This window comes from Bradyrhizobium lablabi (assembly GCF_018129385.1).
Classification (GTDB): Bacteria; Pseudomonadota; Alphaproteobacteria; order Rhizobiales; family Xanthobacteraceae; genus Bradyrhizobium; species Bradyrhizobium lablabi_C.
In genome coordinates this window covers 1-20406 of the sequence record NZ_JAFCLN010000010.1, presented here as the reverse complement: position 1 = coordinate 20406, position 20406 = coordinate 1, and the positions used below count along the sequence as shown (strand labels likewise).

The 20406-nt window shown below is 63.3% G+C and carries 17 protein-coding genes and 1 pseudogene; 9 read left to right on the top strand and 9 right to left on the bottom strand.

Going from position 1 to position 20406, the window contains the following annotated elements; all coding sequences use genetic code 11:
- The first annotated feature begins 3 nt into the window (after positions 1-3).
- The 3 genes from JQ628_RS19330 to JQ628_RS19320 all read left to right on the top strand — a co-directional run bounded on the left by JQ628_RS19330 (position 4) and on the right by JQ628_RS19320 (position 3408).
- Complete coding sequence (locus JQ628_RS19330) at positions 4-1914, top strand: flavin-containing monooxygenase (RefSeq protein WP_212224558.1); 1911 nt, start codon at positions 4-6, stop codon at positions 1912-1914.
- Between the two features lie 507 nt (positions 1915-2421).
- Positions 2422-3051, top strand: a complete 630-nt coding sequence (locus JQ628_RS19325; RefSeq protein WP_212224556.1) for a 2-hydroxychromene-2-carboxylate isomerase — start codon at positions 2422-2424, stop codon at positions 3049-3051.
- Positions 3052-3060: 9 nt separating this feature from the next.
- Complete coding sequence (locus JQ628_RS19320; RefSeq protein ID WP_249128134.1) at positions 3061-3408, top strand: hypothetical protein; 348 nt, start codon at positions 3061-3063, stop codon at positions 3406-3408.
- 6 nt (positions 3409-3414) lie between these two features.
- Here the strand turns inward: JQ628_RS19320 and JQ628_RS19315 are convergent, their stop codons facing one another.
- Complete coding sequence (locus JQ628_RS19315) at positions 3415-4554, bottom strand: mechanosensitive ion channel family protein (protein WP_212224554.1); 1140 nt, start codon at positions 4552-4554, stop codon at positions 3415-3417.
- 228 nt (positions 4555-4782) lie between these two features.
- Here JQ628_RS19315 and JQ628_RS19310 point away from each other — a divergent pair, with 228 nt between their 5' ends.
- Together JQ628_RS19310 and JQ628_RS19305 are read left to right on the top strand one after the other, a co-directional pair.
- On the top strand, positions 4783-4986 hold the full coding sequence (locus tag JQ628_RS19310; RefSeq protein WP_212224553.1) for a hypothetical protein: 204 nt from the start codon (positions 4783-4785) through the stop codon (positions 4984-4986).
- Positions 4987-5241, top strand: a complete 255-nt coding sequence (locus JQ628_RS19305; protein ID WP_212224550.1) for a hypothetical protein — start codon at positions 4987-4989, stop codon at positions 5239-5241.
- A gap of 3 nt (positions 5242-5244) precedes the next feature.
- On the opposite strand, the gene JQ628_RS19300 is transcribed toward JQ628_RS19305, so the two are convergent.
- Complete coding sequence (locus tag JQ628_RS19300; RefSeq protein ID WP_212224549.1) at positions 5245-6255, bottom strand: glutathione S-transferase N-terminal domain-containing protein; 1011 nt, start codon at positions 6253-6255, stop codon at positions 5245-5247.
- Between the two features lie 134 nt (positions 6256-6389).
- Here JQ628_RS19300 and JQ628_RS19295 point away from each other — a divergent pair, with 134 nt between their 5' ends.
- Complete coding sequence (locus tag JQ628_RS19295; protein ID WP_349628091.1) at positions 6390-8006, top strand: flavin-containing monooxygenase; 1617 nt, start codon at positions 6390-6392, stop codon at positions 8004-8006.
- A gap of 104 nt (positions 8007-8110) precedes the next feature.
- Here JQ628_RS19295 and JQ628_RS34740 read toward each other — a convergent pair.
- The 6 genes and pseudogenes from JQ628_RS34740 to JQ628_RS19270 all read right to left on the bottom strand — a co-directional run.
- Positions 8111-8299: pseudogene (locus tag JQ628_RS34740) on the bottom strand (hypothetical protein); the annotation flags it as partial.
- Between the two features lie 83 nt (positions 8300-8382).
- The gene (locus JQ628_RS19290; RefSeq protein ID WP_212224548.1) at positions 8383-11682 is read right to left on the bottom strand and encodes a carboxyl transferase domain-containing protein; all 3300 of its coding nucleotides are present in this window, start codon (positions 11680-11682) and stop codon (positions 8383-8385) included.
- A 194-nt stretch (positions 11683-11876) separates the two neighbouring features.
- A complete protein-coding gene (locus tag JQ628_RS19285) occupies positions 11877-13319 on the bottom strand; it encodes an amidohydrolase family protein (protein ID WP_212224547.1) in 1443 nt (480 codons plus the stop codon).
- A 21-nt stretch (positions 13320-13340) separates the two neighbouring features.
- Complete coding sequence (locus JQ628_RS19280; RefSeq protein ID WP_212224546.1) at positions 13341-14366, bottom strand: ABC transporter substrate-binding protein; 1026 nt, start codon at positions 14364-14366, stop codon at positions 13341-13343.
- A gap of 24 nt (positions 14367-14390) precedes the next feature.
- A complete protein-coding gene (locus JQ628_RS19275) occupies positions 14391-15167 on the bottom strand; it encodes an ABC transporter permease (RefSeq protein WP_212224545.1) in 777 nt (258 codons plus the stop codon).
- A gap of 1 nt (position 15168) precedes the next feature.
- On the bottom strand, positions 15169-15999 hold the full coding sequence (locus JQ628_RS19270) for an ABC transporter ATP-binding protein (protein WP_249128131.1): 831 nt from the start codon (positions 15997-15999) through the stop codon (positions 15169-15171).
- 226 nt (positions 16000-16225) lie between these two features.
- On the opposite strand from JQ628_RS19270, the gene JQ628_RS19265 reads away from it, so the two are divergent.
- On the top strand, positions 16226-16984 hold the full coding sequence (locus JQ628_RS19265) for a GntR family transcriptional regulator (RefSeq protein WP_212224544.1): 759 nt from the start codon (positions 16226-16228) through the stop codon (positions 16982-16984).
- A gap of 101 nt (positions 16985-17085) precedes the next feature.
- On the opposite strand, the gene JQ628_RS19260 is transcribed toward JQ628_RS19265, so the two are convergent.
- Positions 17086-17502, bottom strand: a complete 417-nt coding sequence (locus tag JQ628_RS19260; RefSeq protein ID WP_212224543.1) for a nuclear transport factor 2 family protein — start codon at positions 17500-17502, stop codon at positions 17086-17088.
- 133 nt (positions 17503-17635) lie between these two features.
- Here JQ628_RS19260 and JQ628_RS19255 point away from each other — a divergent pair, with 133 nt between their 5' ends.
- Positions 17636-18868, top strand: coding sequence for an amidohydrolase family protein (locus JQ628_RS19255; RefSeq protein ID WP_212224541.1), 1233 nt, complete (start codon positions 17636-17638; stop codon positions 18866-18868).
- Positions 18869-18970: 102 nt separating this feature from the next.
- Positions 18971-20188: a mandelate racemase/muconate lactonizing enzyme family protein gene (locus JQ628_RS19250; protein ID WP_212224539.1), complete on the top strand. Its 1218-nt coding sequence runs from the start codon at positions 18971-18973 to the stop codon at positions 20186-20188.
- The last annotated feature ends 218 nt before the right edge of the window (positions 20189-20406 follow it).

Below are 20406 nucleotides of genomic sequence, written 5' to 3'. Positions count from 1 at the left end.
GTCATGAACATCGAACTGCCACGCAAGAAACTCGACCTGGCATCGGCGATCGCCGAGGGCGACATCCGCGTGCTGCTGATGGTGCTGGTGCATATGACCGGCGATATGCGCTGGCTGGAGCCGCCCTACAAAGCCAGGCGCGACGTTCGCCTGATCCCCGATCCCGATGCCGGCGTGCCAAAGGAAATCCAGGACGAAATCCGCGCCGCCGTGCTGAAGCTTTACGAGCACGGCGAACCGGAGCCGGTTATCTCGGATCCCGGCGACGAACTTTTGCTGGAGATGATGCGCGCGACGCTGGGCGAGAACGTCACGCCGGAATATGCGCCGCTGATGCGCGAGGAGATGGGCTTTGTCGGGCGTCACGCCGACTGGCGCAAAAGGCCGTCGGACGAAACGCTGGCGAAGCAACACACGCTGATCGTCGGCGCGGGGGTGTGCGCCATCGCGCTCGCCGTCGCGCTGGGACGGCTCGGCATCCCCTACACCATCGTCGAGAAGAACGCCGAGATCGGCGGCACCTGGTACGTCAACCGCTATCCCGGCTGCGGCGTCGATACGCCGAACCATTCCTATTCCTTCTCGTTCGGCAAGCGAAACCCGTGGACGCGCTACTTTGCGCAGCGGCAGGAACTGCATGACTACCTGCTGAAAGTCGTCAGGGAGCACGACATCCGAAAGAACGTCCGGCTCAACACGGAGCTGACATCGTCGCGTTGGGACGAAAGCCGGCAGCGCTGGATTTCCACGCTGAGGACACCGAACGGCGAAGAGACGTTTGAATCAACCGTCCTGGTCAGCGCCATCGGCCAGCTCAACGACCCCGCCCCTGCCCGCTTCAAGGACGACGAGACCTTCAACGGCCAGAAGATTCATTCGACGCTGTGGAGCAACGATATCAAGCTCGACGGCAAGCGCGTTGCCGTGATCGGCACGGGCGCCACTGCGATGCAGCTCGTGCCGTCGATCGCCGATCGCGTGGCTTCCGTGACGGTCTATCAGCGCACGGCGCAATGGGCGCGGCCGGTGAAGGGATATTCCGATCCGATCACCGAGGGTGCGCGATGGCTGCTCGCGCACCTGCCGTTTTACGTGCAGTGGTATCGCTTCAACATGTTCTGGCGCTATGGCGACGGGCTGTTGCCGTTCCTGCGCAAGGATCCGGCCTGGCCGCATCCCGAGCGCGCCGTCAACAAGGGCAATGACCGGCACCGCGAGGAACTAACGGCCTTCATCCTGTCGGAGCTCAGGGACCGGCCGGACCTGATCGAGAAATGCGTGCCGACCTATCCGCCCTACGGCAAGCGCATCCTGCTCGACAACAACTGGTTCAAGACGCTGACCAAGCCGAATGTCGAGCTGGTCACCGAGCCGATCGACCGTTTTGCGCCGGACGGCATCGTCACCGCCGACGGCAAGCCGCGCGCGCACGACATCATCGTGATCTCGACGGGCTTCAAGGTGACGGAGATGGCGGCGCGGCTCAACATCAGCGGATGCGGCGGCAAGAATTTGCGCGAGGCCTGGGCCGACGACAATCCCACCGCCTATCTCGGCCTCACCGTCCCGAACTTTCCGAATCTGTTCGTGATGCTGGGACCGAACTCGGGCCCGGCGCATGGCGGCAGCGTGATCTTTCAGTCGGAATGCCAGAGCCGTTATATCTCCGCCTGCCTCGTCGAGATGATCGAGCGCGGCATTGCCGCGATCGACGTGAAGCAGGAGGCGCATGACGAATATGTGCGCAAGGTGGATGCCGAGCACGAGCAGATGATCTGGACCCATCTGGGCATGACGACCTATTACCGCAACCGGAAAGGCCGCGTGTTCTCGGCCATGCCGTGGCGGTTCGTCGATTACTGGCAGATGACGCACGATCCGGATTTCAGCCAGTACCGCCAGACCAAGGTCTGAGCGTCTTTCCGGTCACACCGGACGATGGAACCGGAGCGCAGCGCTCCGGCTTAACTTGACACCTGCCAATATCTGCCGCAGCATTTCGGTACTGCACCTGTCGGGACCGCGGAAGCGGCGGCTTTCAGTTCCGCAGGGATTGACGTCCGATCATATGATCGTACGGCACGCAGCGGAGCGGACATATGTCCGTTGGGCCCACTCTTGGAGAGGAGCATGACTCCACCGGGTAAGACCTGCGGCCTTGCCGAGCGGCAAGGTCCCGGCGCGGATTAGGTGAGAACAGCTGTTAGCCGAGTTGCGCCGCCGACAATTTGAAAGATACCGCAGGATCGGAAACGCAAAGGCCACGCGCTTCGGGATCCTGAAACCGAGCTGATGTGTATCAGAAATCCTTCGCTAAAACGAAGACATCCGGGCCCCGCGATGCTTGAATGCACCGGGGCCCATTCATTTGAGTCAGCCTCATTTGTGAGCCAGCTTTTTGCAGCGTCCAGGAATTCCGCGATGACAAAGCCGCGCGTGCGCGTCTACACCGATTACAAGAGCCCCTACGCCTTCGTCGCCAACAAGCGCCTGTTCGAGCTGGAGGAGAAATACGGCGTCGAGCTGGAATGGCTGCCCTACACGCTGCGTATTCCCGAGTTCATGGGCACGGTGGAAGAGCGCACGCCGCACTTCTGGCGCAAGGTGCGCTATTCCTACATGGACGCACGGCGCCACGCCAACGCGCAGGGCCTCGTGATGAAGGGCCCGCGCCGCATCTATGATGCCTTCTATTCCAGCGCCGGCATGCTGTTCGCGCAGCGCCACGGAATCTTCCGGCCCTATCACGACACGGTGTTCCGCCGGTTCTGGAGTCACGATCTCGAAATCGACGAACTGTCCGACATCTCAGGCGTGATCGCCGCGGCCGGCGGCTCGGCCGCGGATTTCGAAGCCTATGTGCACGGCCCGGCGCGGGGCGAGCACGACCGCATCATCGATGAGGCCGAAGCGCTCGGCGTGTTCGGCGTGCCCACCATGGTGTTCAACGGTGAATTGTTCTGGGGCGGCGACCGCATCGACATGCTGACCGAGCGCATCGGGAACCCGGAGGGTGCCGCGGCAGCGCTGGGCAGCCGCCACCGCGGATAAGATTTTGTCGTGTCGCTCCGTTCGGAAACTATTTACCGCTCTGCGATTATCCTGAGCGGTGATTTTGCCGAAGGCGGGCGAACCATGTTCCGGGAAGATGTTCCGATCGCTTATGACGTTCCGGCCGACCTGAAGAAATGGCCGTCGCTGAATAGCCAACGGGTGGCCGGCAAGACACCGTACGTCGTCTATAACGGCACGCTCGCGGACTGCATCCGCCAGTTGCTGGCAAAGCCGGTCAAGCAGATTTCGTTGTACGACATCGTCACCGAACCACAGCCGGCATTCGATGGCCCCATCCTTTCTCCCGGCGACGCGGCCGAGATCGCAATGCGCAAGGATTTCCCGAGGGGTTAGCTCGGCTCAATTGTGCGCCCTCGCCGCCGCCAGGCCAACCACGGCGTTGTCGCCCCCTCCGTTCCGGAAGTCGGCGCTGACGGGCGCGACGAACGAGCGTTCCCGTGGCATCGCTTCCGGCATCTCCTCGCGAATGAAGGCGAGCAGCTTTTCCCTGACCTCGCACCGCAGGTCCCAGGATTGCGGCGCGTTCCTTGCGCTGACCAGCGCCCGCAGCTCGATCGTTTGCGGATGGGTCTCGACGACCTGTAGGTTGACGACGGCGCCGTCCCACAGCTTTGAGCCCTGCGCCACCTCTTCGAGCTTGCGCCGGATGCGGCCGACATCGGCGCCGTAGTCGACATGCAGCATGATGGTGCCGATCAGCGAGGCGGTGTCACGCGTCCAGTTCTGGAACGGACGCTCGATGAAATAAGCCAGCGGCACCACCATCCGGCGCCAGTCCCAGAGGCGGATCACCACATAGGTCGAGGCGATGTCCTCGACCCAGCCCCATTCATTCTCGACGATGACGGCGTCCTCGATGCGGATCGGCTGGGTGATCGCGATCTGCACGCCGGCGATCAGGTTGCTGAGCAGCGGCCTTGCCGCAAGACCGACGATCAGGCCGGCGGCGCCGGCGGAGGCAAACAGGCTGACGCCATATTGCTTGACGGACTCGAAGGTCATCAAGGCGGTGGAAACCGCGATGATGACGATCAGCGTGTCGATGACGCGCTTGAATACGCGAACCTGCGTGACGTGCTTGCGGGCGAGGAAGTTTTCGTCGGTGTCGAGACGAAACCGCTGTAGATAGCGCGCCGCACCCATGTCGACGGCGCGAATGGATATCCAGCCAATCAGCGCGATGACCGCTACGCCGGAGCAATGGCTGAGTTCGCTGCGCAGCGTATCGTTCAGCGGAGCAAACGGCAGGACGATGGCCACCGCCGCAAGGCAGAGCGCCAGCCTGACCGGCCCGGAGGTTCTGTCGAGGAAGAGCAGCGCCACCGGGCGGTCTTTTCCAATCAGCCGTCTGGCGATGGACTTCGCGAGACGATGCACCGTCAGCGCGACGATCACGGCCGCAACAACCAGACTGAGCCCGATCACCCAATAGGGAATCCAGCCGAGGATATGCTCGAGCTCGGCAACGAAAACGTCCATCCGGGTTCCCCTTAAGTCGGCGACGGCATCGCGGCTAACGCAAGCGGCGGACATTTGGTCCCGCCGTCAGTGCAATGCAGCATCCTTCTGAAGCATCGGAAAATTTCGTCGGGAGAGAAGGACGTTCGGAGTTCATTTACCTTCCCCGGCGGAGTGGAACCCGGCCTCTGAAGGATGAAGGAAAACTTAACGAGCTTCCCAATAGCGTGCCCCCAAGAGGAGCCCGCCATGTCTGAACTGATCAGAGTGCAGTGCCCGAAATGCGGGGGCACCATGAAAGAGAAGGCCAAGAAGATCCGGGGCGGCTATTCCATGCCGTGCACCCATTGCGCCACGTCGATCGTGTTCGAGAGCGAATCCAACAACAGCGCGATCCGGCAGGCGCTGAGCCAGGCCCGCCGTTTGCGCCGGCAGGCAATGGCCGCTCACTGAATGTCCGACACTGTCCAGATCCGTTGCACGCGATGCAAGTCGGCGTTTCGCGAACGAGCCAAACGGCTACAGCCCGGCTATTCCCGGCAATGCCCGAACTGCGAAGTGATCATCTTCTTCGAGGAAAGCGCCATCGACAAGAACGTGCAGAAGGCGCTGCTGGACGCACGCAGGCTGCGCCGCGTGCTGCGGGAGCAGGAAGAAGTCAAGGTGACGGCCCCGCAGCCAGCGGTCTACGATCGCACGTCGACCTAGACCTTACGACACCGCGAGATAATCCCAGCAGCCGGTCCGTTCCAGCACCGGTCGCAAAGCGCGGCGATGCTCCGCATCCAGCGCCGCGAATTTTTCGCGAAGCTGCTGCAAACACTTGACCTGATATTTGAACGGCGCCAGCGCATATGGCAGACCCCAGACATTGATCTCCAGGCGCTCCAGGCCGCTTGCGAAGGCCTCGGCATTGGCGGCAAGGAACGGCAGATAGAGTTCGCCCGCGATCCTGAGCAAGGCTTCCGCCATGCCGCCGAGCGCCTGCTCGCGGGGATACCACGCGCCGTCGACGCCGGAAGCATCATCGAGCCGCCGCACCCAGTGATCGGTGAACGGCGCCCGCTCGCGCATGATCCGCATCGGCGTCGGATCGGTCGCCATCTCGCTGAGCTGGCCGAACCAGGCGAAGTCGGCCAGCGACGGCCGGCTGCCGAACAGATATCTGGTCATGCGGACATGCGGCTCGAACGCCGCCAAAATTCTCCGGTAGCTCTCTTCCAGCAGCGGCTTGTTTTCGGCCGTAGCGCCGAGAATGACCATGCGCGAAATCTGGCGCGTGCGGAATTCCTCGATTTCCTGCGCGCTGCCGGTCTCGGCCTCCGACGTCGACCATTCCTCGCCGGCCCAGCGCGAGACATAGGCCTGGTCCTCCGGATCCCACCACCGGAACAGGAACAGCGGCTTGACCGCCCATTCGTCGGCAAGGTCTTCCAGGAGGTCGCAGACGAAGGCGACCGCCTTGTCATCGGGAATGACCGAGCGGTGCGGATGCCGCGCTTCGAGATCGTAGGCCAGCGCCGTGGTTTCGCCGCGGTAGGTGCCGTCAGGGTATTGCAGCACCGGGATCAGCATCGGGCGCAGATGCGCGGTCGCCGCGCGCAGCGCCTTGGTCATGATCACCCAGTCGAACGGAATTTTTCGATAGCGCATCAGGGCGCGCAACTTGATCGCGTAAGGCGAGGCGGTCGAGCCGATCAGCCGGTAACGTCCCTCACTCATGCCATTCCATCCATCACCATCAGGGTTATCATCGCAGCCAGACCGAAAACTGCAACGGCTATGCTTCCGCCGCATTTGTCGCCCGCCGCGGGACCGGTTAGCCTTGCTCAACGCATAAACATAAGGAAACGCCCGTGTCCGCCGCGCCTCAGCTCGACCTTGACTACGACGCCATCGTCATCGGCGCGGGCCTGTCGGGCATGTACCAGCTCTATCGCCTGCGCGAATTGGACTTGAGCGTGCGCGTGTTCGAGGCCGGCACCAATGTCGGCGGCACCTGGTACTGGAATCGCTATCCCGGCGCGCGCTTCGATTCCGAAAGCTATTCCTACGGCTACTCCTTCTCGAAGGAACTGCTGGAGGAATGGGAATGGTCCGAGCATTTTGCCGGCCAACCCGAAACGCTGCGCTATTGCAATTACGTCGCCGACAAGTTCGACCTGCGCCGCGATATCCGGTTCAGGAGCCGCGTCACTGCGGCGATCTATCAGGAGGATACGCGAAGCTGGCGTATCACGCTCGAAGATGGCAGCCATCATACCTGCCGCTTTTTGATCACCGCGATCGGGCCGCTTTCGACTCCCACCTTGCCTCGAATTGAAGGGCGCGACTCGTTCCAGGGAAAGTCGTTCCACACCGCGCGCTGGCCGCACGATCCCGTCGATTTCACCGGCAAGCGCGTCGCGGTCATCGGCACCGGCGCCACCGGCGTGCAGACCATCCAGACAATTGCCTCGGAAGTCGGCCATCTCACCGTGTTCCAGCGCACGCCCAACTGGTGTGCACCGCTCCACAACGGCAAGATCGACGCCGAGACCCAGAGGAAGATCAAGGCCGGCTATCCCGAGATGTTTCGGCGATGCCAGGAAACGTTTGCCTGCTTCATCCACACGCCTGACCCGCGCGGCGCGTTCGAGGTGTCCGACGAGGAGCGCGAGGCGTTCTACGAAAAGCTCTATGGCGAGCGCGGTTTCGGCATCTGGCAGGGCAATTTTCGCGACATCCTGATCGACCGCAAGGCCAATGCGACCATCAGCGATTTCGTTGCGCGAAAGATTCGCCAGCGCGTGAAGGACCCGAAGGTCGCGGAAAAGCTGATCCCGAGGAATCACGGCTTTGGCACGCGGCGGCTGCCGCTCGAGACGTTCTATTACGAGGTCTACAACCGCGACAATGTCGAGCTGGTCGACATCACGGAAACGCCGATCGAGCGCATCACGCCTGCCGGCATCAAGACCAGCGAGCGGGAATTCGAGTTCGATATCATCATCTATGCGACCGGCTTCGACGCCATCACCGGCTCCTTTGACAAGATCGATTTCCGCGGCGCTGGCGGTGCGCTACTGAAGGACAAATGGAAGAGCGGGCCCTCGACCTATCTCGGCCTGATGATCGACGAATTTCCCAACATGATGATGCTGATGGGCCCGCATACCGCGCTCGGCAATATTCCGCGCAGCATCGAATACAGCGTCGACTGGGTGACCGGATTGATCCGCTTCGCGCGCGACAATGGATTGACGCGGCTGGAAGCAACCCGTGAGGGCGTCGACGACTGGACCGATCACGTCAAGTCTTTGGGCGTCGGCTTGCTCTCCAACGAGGTAGACTCCTGGATGACTGGCATCAACCGGAACGTCGAGGGCAAGCAGACCCGCATCATCGCGCGCTACAGCGGCAGCGCGCCGGCCTATCGCGCGCGCTGCGACGAGGTGGCGGCGAAGGGGTATGATGAGTTGAGATTGGCGTAGCGGCGGAACGCGTCTGCGTAGGGTGGGTTAGCGAAGCGTAACCTACCGATTTCTTGGCGAAGAAGATGGTGGGTTACGCCTTCGGCTAACCCACCCTACGAAGGCTACCAGGCGTCGATGCACGGCCGCTTGCGGTGGGTGCGCGGCTCTGGCTTCGGCACCGAGCGCAGGCCCGACATGATCCAGTGGCGCGTTTCGGCGGGATCGATCACCTCGTCGATCTCCAGCACGGAGGCAATCGAGACTGCCTTGCCGTTGGCATAGAGCTCGGCAACCTTGGCCTTGTAGCACGTAGGGTGGGTTAGCCGAAGGCGTAACCCACCGATGCCGCGCGAAGACGGTGGGTTACGCTTCGCTAACCCACCCTACGCCTTCATCACCACGCGTCGATGCACGGGCGCTTGCGGTGGGTGCGCGGCTCTGGCTTCGGCACCGAGCGCAGGCCCGACATGATCCAGTGGCGCGTTTCGGCCGGATCGATCACCTCGTCGATCTCCAGCACCGAGGCGATCGAGACGGCCTTGCCGTTGGCATAGAGCTCGGCAACCTTGGCCTTGTAGTAATTCTCGCGCTCGACCGGATCCTCGATCGCTTCCATTTCTTTCCGGAAGCCAAGCCGGACATAACCTTCCAGCCCCATGCCGCCGAACTCGCCGGTCGGCCATGCCACGGTGAAGAAGGAAGCGTGAAAGCCGCCGCCGATCATCGACTGCGCCCCTAAGCCATAACCCTTGCGCAGCACGATGCCGAACAGCGGCACGGTGAGGCTCGCGCCGGTCACGAACATGCGCGCGACGTGGCGCACGATCGCGGTCTTTTCCGCTTCCGGCCCGACCATGAAGCCGGGCGTGTCGCACAGGGACACGATCGGGATATCGAAGGCATCGCATAGCTGCATGAAGCGCGCGGCCTTGTCGCCGGCCGGCGCATCGATCGCGCCGCCGAGATGTTTTGGGTTGTTCGCGATCAGCCCGAACGGCTTTCCCTCGATGCGGATGAAGGCCGTGATCATGCCGACGCCAAAATCCCGGCGGATTTCCAGCACGGAGCCCTCGTCGGCGAGCAGATCGATGACGGTGCGGATGTCGTAGACCCGTAAGCGATTCTCCGGAATCGCGCGCCGTAGCAGGCGCTGGTCCGGCGCTTTCCAGTCGGCCACCGCGCCCTGGAAATAGGACAGGTATTGTTGCGCCGCGCCGGTCGCCTCCTCCTCGTCCTCGACGAGAATGTCGATGACGCCGTTCGGCGACTGGAACGACACCGGGCCGACTTCGGCCGGATGATAGACGCCGAGCCCGCCGCCCTCGATCATCGCGGGGCCGCCCATGCCGATCGAGGCATTTTTGGTCGCAATGATCACATCGCAGCAGCCGAGCATCGCGGCATTGCCGGCAAAGCAATAGCCGGACACGACACCGACCACCGGCACGAGCCCCGACAGTCTTGCGAATTGCACAAAGGACGGCCCGTCGAGCCCGGTCATGCCGAGCCGGTCGGTATCGCCCGGGCGGCCGCCGCCGCCTTCGGCATAAAACACCAGCGGCAACCGCCACTGCTCCGTCAGGGTGAGCATGCGGTCGATCTTCTTGTGGTTCATGTGACCCTGCGTGCCCGCCAGCACGGTGTAGTCATAGGCGATCACCATGCAGCGCGCGCCTTCGGATCCGAATTTGTCTGCGTTCACGGTGGCAACGCCGGATATGAGGCCGTCGGCCGGCGTGTTCTGGATGAGATCGTCGACGGTGCGCCGCCGCCGCTGCGCGGCAATCGCGAGCGAGCCGTATTCGATAAAGGAGCCGGGATCGACCAATTGCGCGATGTTCTCGCGCGCGGTGCGCTGGTTGGTCTTGCGCCGCCGCTCGACCGCCGAGGGGCGGTTCTCGTCGCGCGTGAACGCGTGCCGCGCGTTCAGCTCGGCAAGATCGGCGCGGATATGATCGAGATCGACCTCGGTTTCCTCGGCGACGTCGTGCCCATCAAGCTCCAGCGGCTCGAGGAACAGGATGGCCTCGCCCTGCATCAAGGTGGTGCCCACACCGCTGGCGATGCCGGTCACCCTGCCGCCGTGCGGCGCATTGACCAGATGCTCCATCTTCATGGATTCGAGCACGGCAATCTGCTGGCCCGGCCGCACCAACTCGCCTTCGCCGACATCGATAGTGACGATGGTGCCCTGAAGCGGCGCCGTCACCGCAACGGACCCTTCAGGGCCGGCGGTGGATTCGACCGGCTCCTGAACCGGTGCATTGTCGTCGCCTTCCGGCACCGGCGACAGCGAGACTTCCCGGGTGGCGGCCACGAGATCGGCGATATGCGTGTCGATGAAGGCGGTACTGATGCGGTTGGCGGCAAAGCCGGGATGCGCCAGCACCGCCGACAGGAACGGAATGTTGGTGTCGAGGCCACCGATGCGGAACTCGCGCAGCGCCCGCGACGCCTTGCGCACAACGTCCGTCCATTCCGCGCCGGGCGAATGCACGATCACCTTGGCCAGCAGCGAGTCGAAGGCGGCGCTGGTCTTGTAGCCGGAATAGCCGAACGTATCGACGCGCACGCCCGGCCCGGACGGCAGGTCGAACATCTTCAGCGTCCCGCCGGTCGGCTGGGTCGCCCCATGCTCGTCCATCACTTCCATATTGACGCGAAGCTGCATGGCATAGCCGCGCGGTTTCGGCACATAGGGCTGGGCGAGGCCGAGCGAGCCGAGCGTCGCACCGGCGGCGACGGCGAGCTGAGCCCTCACCAGATCGAGCCCGAGCACCTGCTCCGTCACGGTGTGCTCGACCTGAAGCCGCGGATTGGCCTCGATGAAGGCGAACGGATCGGCATTGCCCTTGGCATCGTCATCGACGAGGAATTCGAAGGTGCCGAGATTGTCATAGCGCGCGGCGGCGGCGAGCTGCTTGGCGGCCTCGATGATGCGCGAGCGCAGGGCTTCCTTCAGCGACGGGCTGGGTGCGACCTCGATGAGCTTCTGGTTGCGGCGCTGGATGGTGCATTCGCGCTCCCAGAGATGGCTGATCGCGCCATGGCGGTCGCCGATGATCTGCACCTCAATGTGGCGCGCTTTCCGGATCAGCCGTTCGACATAGACCTCCCCGCTGCCGAAGGCCGCCATCGCCTCGGACTGGCAGCGGGCAAAGGCTTCTTCCAGCCCGGCGGCGTCCTCGACGATGCGCATGCCGCGCCCGCCGCCGCCGGCGATCGCCTTGATCATGATGGCGCCGTGGGTCGCGAGGAACGCGGCGGCCTGCTCCAGCGTGGTCGGTCCTTCCGTGCCGTCAATGATGGGCACGCCGCAATCCTTCGCCAGCGCCTTTGCCCTCGCCTTGTCGCCGAACAGTTCCAGCGCTTCCGGTGCCGGGCCGATGAAGGTGATCCCCGCCTCGGCGCAGCGCCGGGCGAGAGCGGGGTTTTCGCTGAGAAAGCCGTAGCCGGGATGCAGCGCATCGCATCCCGCTGCCCGTGCGACGGCGATAACCGCCTCGATATCGAGATAGGCCCGCGCGCCCCGCCCGGGGATTTCGTCGCTCTCGTCGGCCGTGCGCACATGCAGCGAGGCCGCATCGTCGGCGGGATAGATCGCGACCGTCCTGAGACCAACTTCCGCGGCGGCGCGGGCGATGCGAATGGCGATCTCGCCGCGATTGGCGATCAGCAGTTTTTGGAAAGGCATTTTGGTTCCGTCCGGGCTCTGCGATCTTTCATGCTGGGGGTTGAGCGCGATGCACAAGGATTCTCCCAATGCCTTGAATGCCAGCGACACCACCGGGATGGCAAGCCCGGGCGTGCGTGCTGCGGCGCGATCTCCATATACTGGCAGGCGTCGCGGCCAGGCTCGGTGGCTGGATGCCGGGCCGGCCGAATCATCTAACGGCAGTCGAGCTGCATTTCGAACCAGTTTTGCAGCGACGCGGAAAGTTGCGGCCACGCCCGCTGCAAGCCGGTCATTTGCCGCGCGCCAGCGCGGTACATGCCGCGCAGTTCCTGCTCGATCGCCGGCAGGTCGACGCCCGTGCAGCGTCCCTCGCTCACCACCGTGCGTCCATCGACGACAACATCACGCACCATCGAGGCATTGCCGCGCGCGAACAGGAGATCGATCGGATCGACCGGCATGATCTGATCGCGGTCGAGGCGATCGAGGTCGATGGTGACGAAGTCCGCGGGCGCGCCCGCAGCAAGTTCGCCCGTTCCCGGCGCGCCGGTGGCCTTGCGGCCATTGCGGGTCGCAAGGCCGAAAAATTCCTGATTAGTCCAGGTCCGTTTGAAGCCGAGCCCGCCGTGCACGCCCTGCACCAGCCGCATCTCGCGCAGCGCATCGTCATCCTCGTCCAGCGCAAGGCCATCGACTCCGACCGCGATGCCGCAGCCGCATCTGCGCGCGGCGGCGATCGGCGCAAGGCCGGAGCGCAGATGCATATTGGAGCTGAAATTGGTGACGATGCGCGCCCCGGATTCCGCGATCATCTCCAGTTCATCCGGCCTCGCATGAATGCAGTGCGCCAGCGTCAGCCGCTCCGACAGGAAGCCGATGTCGTTGAGGTAGCGGACAATGCCTTGCGGATAGTTCTGGTCGGCCCAGGCGCGCTGGTAGATGGTCTCCAGCAGATGCATGTGAACGCGGCGGCCGGTTCGCGCGGAGTTTTCGGCGACCGCTTCCAACAGCGGCTTCGAGCACCACTGCACGCCGGCGGGGCCGAGTTGGACGTCGACCTTGGGGCCGGCAATGGCAGCGGCAATCGCATCGGTCAGATCGATATATTCCTTCGGCGACATCGGGCTACGCACGAACATCGCCTCGACGTCCCTGCGATCCTCGGCCGCGAGAGCTGACAGGATCGGCTCGCCGTCACCGTACACGATCGGATTCTGGTCGCGCACCGCGATTGCAAAGGCGATGCGGATACCTACATCGGAAGCGGCCTTCGCGATGGCCCTGGCTTCCTCGACCAGCGGCATTCTCCCGCTCGGACGTGTGTAGTGAACCATCATCGCCGCGCAGCCCGCCCGCGCCGAGCGCGCCAGCGCGGAGGCCGCCGTCAGGTAGGGATCGACGGGTGTTCCCAACGCGGATCGCATGATCCAGCTTTCGAGCGGCAAACCTACCGCGCCGAAGGATGACGCCGTCGGCCGTGCATGATCATGGGCATTGATCAAGGCTGGAACAACGAGAGCGCGCCGGCCGGTCGGCGGCGCGGCGCTCTCTGCAATTTCGGTAATGGCGCCGCCTTCATGCCGAAGCACGGCGTTTTCGACGAGGCCGCGGTCAGGCCCACAGAACAGGCTGCTTGCCAAAACTTCCGTAGCCATGACCGCGCATTACCTCAGGCCTCAGTTAGCCGTATATACCAGATCACGCTCCTTGCGCGGCGGCAAGAATTCGCGCGAAAACACTTCGGCCGGCGTCGGCGCGCGGGCAAGCTGATAGCCTTCCACCACGATGCCGATGGCGCGGGTCATGCGGTCGTCCTTGATGTCGCCGACGCCGATCTCCTTCATCTCCGGCGAAACGATCAGCTTCTCGTAGGAGAATTGCAGACGGCGCTTTTCGACCTCGGCGTTGATCAGGTTGTCGTAGTTGACCGTCGCCTTCATGCCGGCATTCTGGTCCTTGGCGACCGCGATGGCGGCCTTGTTGACGGCACGAACGAGCCCGGCAACAGCCTTCGGGTTCGAGGCCAGCAATTTGCGCGAAACCATCACGCCGTTGGAGTAGAGATCGAGCCCGTAATCGCCGAACGAGAACCATTTGAAATCCTTGTCGGGATCCTGGCGGTTCAGAACAAGGTTGAAATAGCTGGTGATGTTGAACACCAGCGCGCCGTCGATGTCGCCCTTGATCAGCATCGGCTCCTGCAGGTTGGGCGCCATGTTGGAGATCTTGATCTTCTCGCCTTCCAGCCCGTTCTTGCGCACGAACACCGGGAGCAGGCGTGTGGTCGGCGTGCCCTGCGCCCCGCCGAGCGTATGGCCCTCAAAATCCTTGATAGAGTTGATGCCGCTGGTCTTCTTGGTGACGATCGCGAACGGCGGCTGGTTCCACAGCATGTAGACCATGACCGGCGCTTCCTGCGGCTTCAGGGAAGCGTTCTGGATGATGGCGTTGACGTCGCCGAAGCCGGCATCATAGGCGCCGGACATCACGCGCGTCACGGTAGCGCCGGAGCCCTCGCCCTGGTCGATGACGACGTTCAGGCCCTCTTCCTTGAAGTAGCCGTGGTCCTTGGCGTAGAAGAACGCGGCGTCGCTGCCTTGGGTCTTCCAGCCCAGCGTGAACTTGATTGTCGTTTCCTGCGCGCCTGCCGCGCCCGCGAACAGAACGGCTCCGAACAGCGCGGCGCTAACTCTGGCTAACATGGTGACCTCCTCGTTTGACAGGTTTCAGGTGGCGATCAGATCGTTCTTGCGGGTGGCCCAGCCGGTGACCTGGCCCTCGATCAGTGAAAAGATGGCGTAGAGCGCGACGCCGAGGCCGGCGAGCACGAACAGGCCGGCGAACACCAGCGGCACGTTGAAATTCGAGGACGCAGTCATCATCACATTGCCGATGCCGCGGTTGGACGCGACGGTCTCCGACAGCACCGCGCCGACAAAGGCGTAGCTGACCGCGACCTTCAGCGAGGCAAAGAAGAACGGCATCGTGCGCGGCAGTCCGACATTCCAGAGGATGTCGAACTTGCTGGCGCCGAGCGCTTTCAGCACGTCCTCGAGCTCAGGCTCGGTAGTCGCAAGGCCGGTCGCGATATTGACCACGATCGGGAAGAAGCAGATCGACAGCGCGGTCAGCACCGCCGGCACTGTACCGGAGCCGAACCAGAGCACGAAAATCGGTACCACGGCGACCTTCGGGATCGAGGAAAAGCCGACGAGCAGCGGATAGCAGGTGTCATAGGCCGTCTTCGACACGCCGATGACAGCGCCGAGCGCAACGCCCAGCCCGACGCCGAGGACGAAGCCGAGCATGGTCGTCGCCAGCGTCTGCAGGATATGCGGCCAGAGGATCGGCAGCTTTTCGATCAGCGTCGTGAAGATCTGGGACGGACGCGGCAATATCAGGTCCGACATCCCCGTCATCAGGCAAAACAGTTCCCAGGCGACGAAGAACAGCACGATCAACGCCGCCGACCACGCCTTCTGCCTTAGATCGAGAAGGGACATATCAGGCCGCTCCCGCTTGCGAGGCGCTTCGCGCATCGACGATGAACGCGCGCAGTTTCTGATTGAGCGCCACGAAGTCCGGCTCAAACGTCATCGCGACGGTGCGAGGGCGGGCGAAGGTGACGCGGCTGTCGTCCACGATGCGGCCCGGCCGCGCGCTCATCACGCAGATCCGGCTGGCGAGGAAGCCGGCCTCGCGCAGATCGTGCGTCACCAGCAGCACGGTCGCCTTATGGGTCATCCAGAGCTGCTGGAGGATCGACCACAATTCCTCGCGGGTGAACTGGTCGAGCGCGCCGAAGGGCTCATCCAGCAGCAAGAGGCGCGGCTCGTGGATCAGGGCGCGACAGAGATTGGCGCGCTGAAGCATGCCGCCGGAGAGCTGCCACGGGAATTTGCCACCAAAGCCCTTCAGACCCACCTGCTCGAGCAGCGCGTTGGCCTTGTCGCGAAACTCGGTGCGGCGCAGCTTTCTGAACTGCGAGCGATAGGGCTCGACGATCTTCAGCGGCAGCATGATGTTCCGCTCGATCGTCATCCACGGCAGCATGGTCGGATTCTGGAACGCCATGCCGACGCGCAGGGCGCGGGCAGCGACCTCGCGGCCGCCGACGATGACGACGCCGGTGGTCGGCTGCACCAGACCGCTGACCAGCCGCAAAATGGTCGATTTGCCGCAGCCGGACGGACCGACCAGCGCGACGAATTCGCCATCCGCGATCCGTAGCGTCGTCTTCGACAGCGCCGGCACGGCTTTCGCGCCGCGACCGAACGTCACCGAGGTGTCCGACAATTCGATCGCGACCGGCGCGGGATTCTCGGAGACAGGCATTCCCTTGAATTCTGAAACTGGCTGCATGCGCATCATGAGAGAAAGTGCATGCAAGGCCGATGCCAGCCAGACTTGCCTTCAAAATCAACAGTTTCGCGGATTGGCGGTGCAGGCAGCGGATTCCTTTTGTGCAATTGCCCGGCAAAAGTGCATGCAATTCGGGCGCTGAATTGTTGCATCAATGTGATAGAGCTTGTGCAGGCAAGCACATTGCAGGGATTCGCCAATGGCGCCCCGGTCCACCGGAAAGAAAGCCGAATCGTCGGACAAGGTCAGCGTGATCTGCCGCGCCCTGCGCCGCGCGATCATCGAGCAGGCGCTCGAGCCCGGCGCAAAGCTTCCTGAGGATTCATTGGGTGAGCGCTTTGGCGTGAGCCGCACCATTGCGCGCCATGCGCTCGGACAATTGGCGGCGGAGGGCCTCGTCGAGCTGCGCCGCAACCGGATCGCGGTGGTGGCCACGCCGAGCTGGCAGGAAGCGCGCGACGCCTTCGATATCCGCATCGAGCTGGAACGGCTGGTGGTGCGTCAGCTCGCGGGCAAGCTGACCAAACCCCAGATCGCCGAGCTGAATGCCCATGTCGATGCGGAGGATCGCGCGCGCGACGGTACTGACGCAGTATCGATCCGGCTCGCCACCGAATTCCACATCCTGCTCGCCAATATGACCAACAGTCCGATCCTCGTGCGCTATGTCAGCGAGGTCGCCTATCGCTGCTGCCTGACGCTGTCGCTGTACAGCCGGCCGCATTCGTCGGAATGCGCCATCAACGAGCACCGCTCGATCATCGCAGCTTTGGTGAAGGGCGACGTGGACAAGGTGATGGGGCTGATGCACAGCCACCTGGATTCCGTGGCCAATCGCGCGCTGGTGGCCCCCGCCCCGCAGCGCGGCCGGGATTTGCTGGATATTCTGGCGCCGTATGCCGAGGAAAGCGAAACGGGACGCGTGGTGAAGATGCCGAAGGTGGTGCGGGCGAGGTAGTCCTCACCGTCATTGCGAGGAGCGAAGCGACGAAGCAATCCAGTTTTCTTGTTGCGGCAAAGCTGGATTGCTTCGCTTCGCTCGCAATGACGAGGAGAGAACTACGCCTCAATGCCCCTCTGCACGAGAATGCGCTCCGCGCTGTCGTTCCAGACGTCCATCTTCACGATCTGGCCGTTCTGCACCACGAAGCGATCGACATAGCGGTTGCCTTCGAACTGCGTGCCGTCGATCCATTCGCCGTAGAGCGTGCCGATGCTGTAGACCACCGTCTCGCCATTGCCGGGGCAGACGTCGAAACGGTCCATCTTCTTCTTCACCCAGCGATAGCGCCGGGCATTGAAACCGGTCGGTCCGCGCGGATGGTCGAACTCGCGTCCGCCGGTGAAGGTGATGATGGTGCCCGGCTTCATATAGGCGGCCGCCGCGTCGGGATCGGGGATCATCGAGGCTGTGAGATAGGCTTCGACGATCTCGGCGTCGGACATCGGGCGGGTTTCGGGTTTTGCGGCGGGCATGGCGGACACTCCTGCTCCGGCAACTCTACAATTCATGCTCCAAATTGCATGCACATATTTTGAACAGTTTGGCCATTCAACTGCACACAATCTGGAGCTGCCCCCTGGACCGGCTTCCGCTAGGTTTCCCGTCATGCAGACCGCCTTCGATCTCGTCTTCCGCAACGCCCGCACCCGGGCGGCCCCTGCGCCGGTCGATATCGGGATCACCGGCGGCAGGATCGCAGCTATCGCGCCAAAACTCGCCTGCGAGGGCGCCGAGGTCGACGCCGCCGGCCATCTGGTGCTGCCGGGTTTCGTCGATACCCACATCCATCTCGACAAGGCCTGCCTGCTCGGCCGCTGCGGCCATGACCACGGCAGCGTCAGCGAGGCGATCCGTGCCGTTGCCGAAATGAAGCGCGACTTCACCGTCGAGGACATCTACGCCCGCGGCAGGCGCGTGATCGAACGCGCAATCACGTTCGGCACCACGCGCATGCGTACCCATGTCGAGATCGATCCACGCATCGGCCTGCGCGGCTTCGAGGCGATCAAGGCGCTGAAGCGCGATTATGCCTGGGCGCTGGATCTTTCGATCTGCGCCTTTCCGCAGGAAGGCCTGACCAACGATCCCGGCACCGAGGAGCTATTGGTCGCCGCGCTGCGCGACGGCGCCGATTTGATCGGCGGCTGTCCCTACATGGACACCGACCCGAGCGCACAGATCGAAAAGCTGTTCGATCTGGCGCAGGAGTTCGACGTCGATGTCGACCTGCATCTCGATTTCGATCTCGATCCGTCCTGGTGGCATCTCGATGAAGTCTGCCGGCAGGCCGAGCGGCGCAACTATCAGGGCCGTGTCGCGATCGGCCACGCCACAAAGCTGTCGGCGCTTCCGCCGGAGCGATGGAAGGCGACCGCGGACCGGCTGGCCAAAGCGGGGGTTGCCGTCACGGTCCTCCCCGCAACCGATCTCTACCTGATGGGGCGCGATGCCACGCACAATGCGCCGCGCGGCCTCACCGTCGCGCACAGGCTGGTCGAAAGCGGCGTGCTGTGCTCGGTTGCCACCAACAATGTGCAAAATCCGTTCACCCCGTTCGGCGACGCCTCGCTGCTGCGCATGGCCAATCTCTATGCCAATGCGGCGCATGCGGCGATCAGCGAGTTCGACGCCTGTCTCGACCTCGTGACCGATCTGCCGGCGCGGCTGATGAACCTGCGCGACTACGGCATCGAAATCGGCAAATCAGCCGATCTCGTGATCCTCGATACCGACAGCGGCCCGAACGCGATTGCCGAATTGCCTGACGTCCTCGCCGGCTACAAGAACGGCCGCCAGGTGTTTGAGCGCCGCCGCCCCACCCTGTTTCCGCCGAACTAGCCGGACGTTTTTCGCGCGGAGGCATGCGCTGAGGCGCAGTTGACCTGTCCATCGATCCCTTGTTGTTATCGGGTCAACCAGAACAAGCGCAGGCAGGAAACAATGAGCAAGAAGAGCGTCGTCAGAAGCGTCGAAACCCTTTCCTGCGACGCCGGCTGGCGCAACTATCACTTTGTCAAGATCGTCACCGAAGACGGCATCACTGGCTGGAGCGAATATGACGAGGGATTCGGCGCGCCGGGGTTAACCGCCGCGATCGAGCGCCTGTCGGCCCGGGTGGTCGGCAAGAACGCCTTTGCGCATGAGCGGATTTACGCGGAGCTGTTTGCCGCGACGCGCCCCGCCGCCGGCGGCGTGGTGGCGCTCGCGTTAGGGGCGATCGAGAATGCGCTGCTCGATGTGAAGGCAAAGGCGCTGGGCGTACCCTGCTACGAACTGCTCGGCGGAAAAATCCGCGACCGCGTGCGGGTCTACTGGTCACATTGCGCGACTTGGCGCATCAACCACCCCGACTGGTACAAGCCCGCGATCACCGATCTCGATGGCGTCAAGGCGATCGGCCGCGAGGTGCGCGAGAAAAAGTTTACCGCGCTCAAGACCAACATTTTTCTCTACACCGACGGCAAGCCGCAGGGCTGGCGTCCCGGCTTCGGCTCGCCGTTCGAGCCGGAGATCAATGTCGATCGCACGGTGCTGTGCAATCTCTGCATGCATCTCGAAGCTATCAGAGACGGCGCCGGTCCCGATGTCGATCTCCTGCTCGACCTCAATTTCAACGCCAAGACTGAAGGCTACCTGAAGATATTGCGCGCCATCGCAGAGATGGACATGTTCTGGGTCGAGATCGACACCTTCAATCCCGAGGCGCTCGGTTATATCCGCCGCCAGAGCCCGCATCCGATCTCGTCCTGCGAGACGCTACTGGGCCTGCGCGAGTTCCAGCCCTACTTCCGCGAACAGGCCATGGATGTCGCGATCATCGACACGCCGTGGAATGGCGTGTGGCAATCCATGAAGATCGCGGCCGCCGCCGAGCATTACGAGGTCAACGTCGCACCGCATAATTTCTACGGCCATCTCTGCTCCATGATGAACGCGCACTTTTGCGCGGCAGTGTCGAATTTGCGGATCATGGAGACCGACATCGACCGGCTGGCCTGGGACCACGAGCTATTCACGCACGTGCCCGAATATGTCGACGGCCATCTGGTGATCCCTGACCGTCCGGGCTGGGGCACCGAGCCGAACGAGGAAGGCCTGCGCGCGCATCCGCCGAAGAGCAAGGGCGGGCTGCTGAGTTACGGGTCGGCGAAGCGCTAACACGCAAGACCACTCCCTTCTTCCCTTGTGGGAGAAGGTGGCGCGAAGCGCCGGATGAGGGGTTGCCAGCCCCAACACTGCCGTTGCAGAAACAACCCCTCACCCGCCTTCGCTGCGCGAAGGCACCCTCTCCCACAAGGGGGCAGGGCTATCGCATATGACTGAGAATAGCCAAGAGGAAGGCGTTGTCCCAGCCGGCGCGCTTGATTTTGCGGCGC

Coding starts and splice junctions, on each gene's coding strand:
- JQ628_RS19315 (WP_212224554.1), bottom strand. CDS start 4,554: ATGGACGTTTTCGTTGCCGAGCTCGAGCATATCCTCGGCTGGATTCCC.
- JQ628_RS19310 (WP_212224553.1), top strand. CDS start 4,783: ATGTCTGAACTGATCAGAGTGCAGTGCCCGAAATGCGGGGGCACCATG.
- JQ628_RS19265 (WP_212224544.1), top strand. CDS start 16,226: ATGGCGCCCCGGTCCACCGGAAAGAAAGCCGAATCGTCGGACAAGGTC.
- JQ628_RS19300 (WP_212224549.1), bottom strand. CDS start 6,255: ATGAGTGAGGGACGTTACCGGCTGATCGGCTCGACCGCCTCGCCTTAC.
- JQ628_RS19290 (WP_212224548.1), bottom strand. CDS start 11,682: ATGCCTTTCCAAAAACTGCTGATCGCCAATCGCGGCGAGATCGCCATT.
- JQ628_RS19330 (WP_212224558.1), top strand. CDS start 4: ATGAACATCGAACTGCCACGCAAGAAACTCGACCTGGCATCGGCGATC.
- JQ628_RS19275 (WP_212224545.1), bottom strand. CDS start 15,167: ATGTCCCTTCTCGATCTAAGGCAGAAGGCGTGGTCGGCGGCGTTGATC.
- JQ628_RS19305 (WP_212224550.1), top strand. CDS start 4,987: ATGTCCGACACTGTCCAGATCCGTTGCACGCGATGCAAGTCGGCGTTT.
- JQ628_RS19260 (WP_212224543.1), bottom strand. CDS start 17,502: ATGCCCGCCGCAAAACCCGAAACCCGCCCGATGTCCGACGCCGAGATC.
- JQ628_RS19280 (WP_212224546.1), bottom strand. CDS start 14,366: ATGTTAGCCAGAGTTAGCGCCGCGCTGTTCGGAGCCGTTCTGTTCGCG.
- JQ628_RS19285 (WP_212224547.1), bottom strand. CDS start 13,319: ATGGCTACGGAAGTTTTGGCAAGCAGCCTGTTCTGTGGGCCTGACCGC.
- JQ628_RS19270 (WP_249128131.1), bottom strand. CDS start 15,999: ATGCCTGTCTCCGAGAATCCCGCGCCGGTCGCGATCGAATTGTCGGAC.
- JQ628_RS19250 (WP_212224539.1), top strand. CDS start 18,971: ATGAGCAAGAAGAGCGTCGTCAGAAGCGTCGAAACCCTTTCCTGCGAC.
- JQ628_RS19325 (WP_212224556.1), top strand. CDS start 2,422: ATGACAAAGCCGCGCGTGCGCGTCTACACCGATTACAAGAGCCCCTAC.
- JQ628_RS19255 (WP_212224541.1), top strand. CDS start 17,636: ATGCAGACCGCCTTCGATCTCGTCTTCCGCAACGCCCGCACCCGGGCG.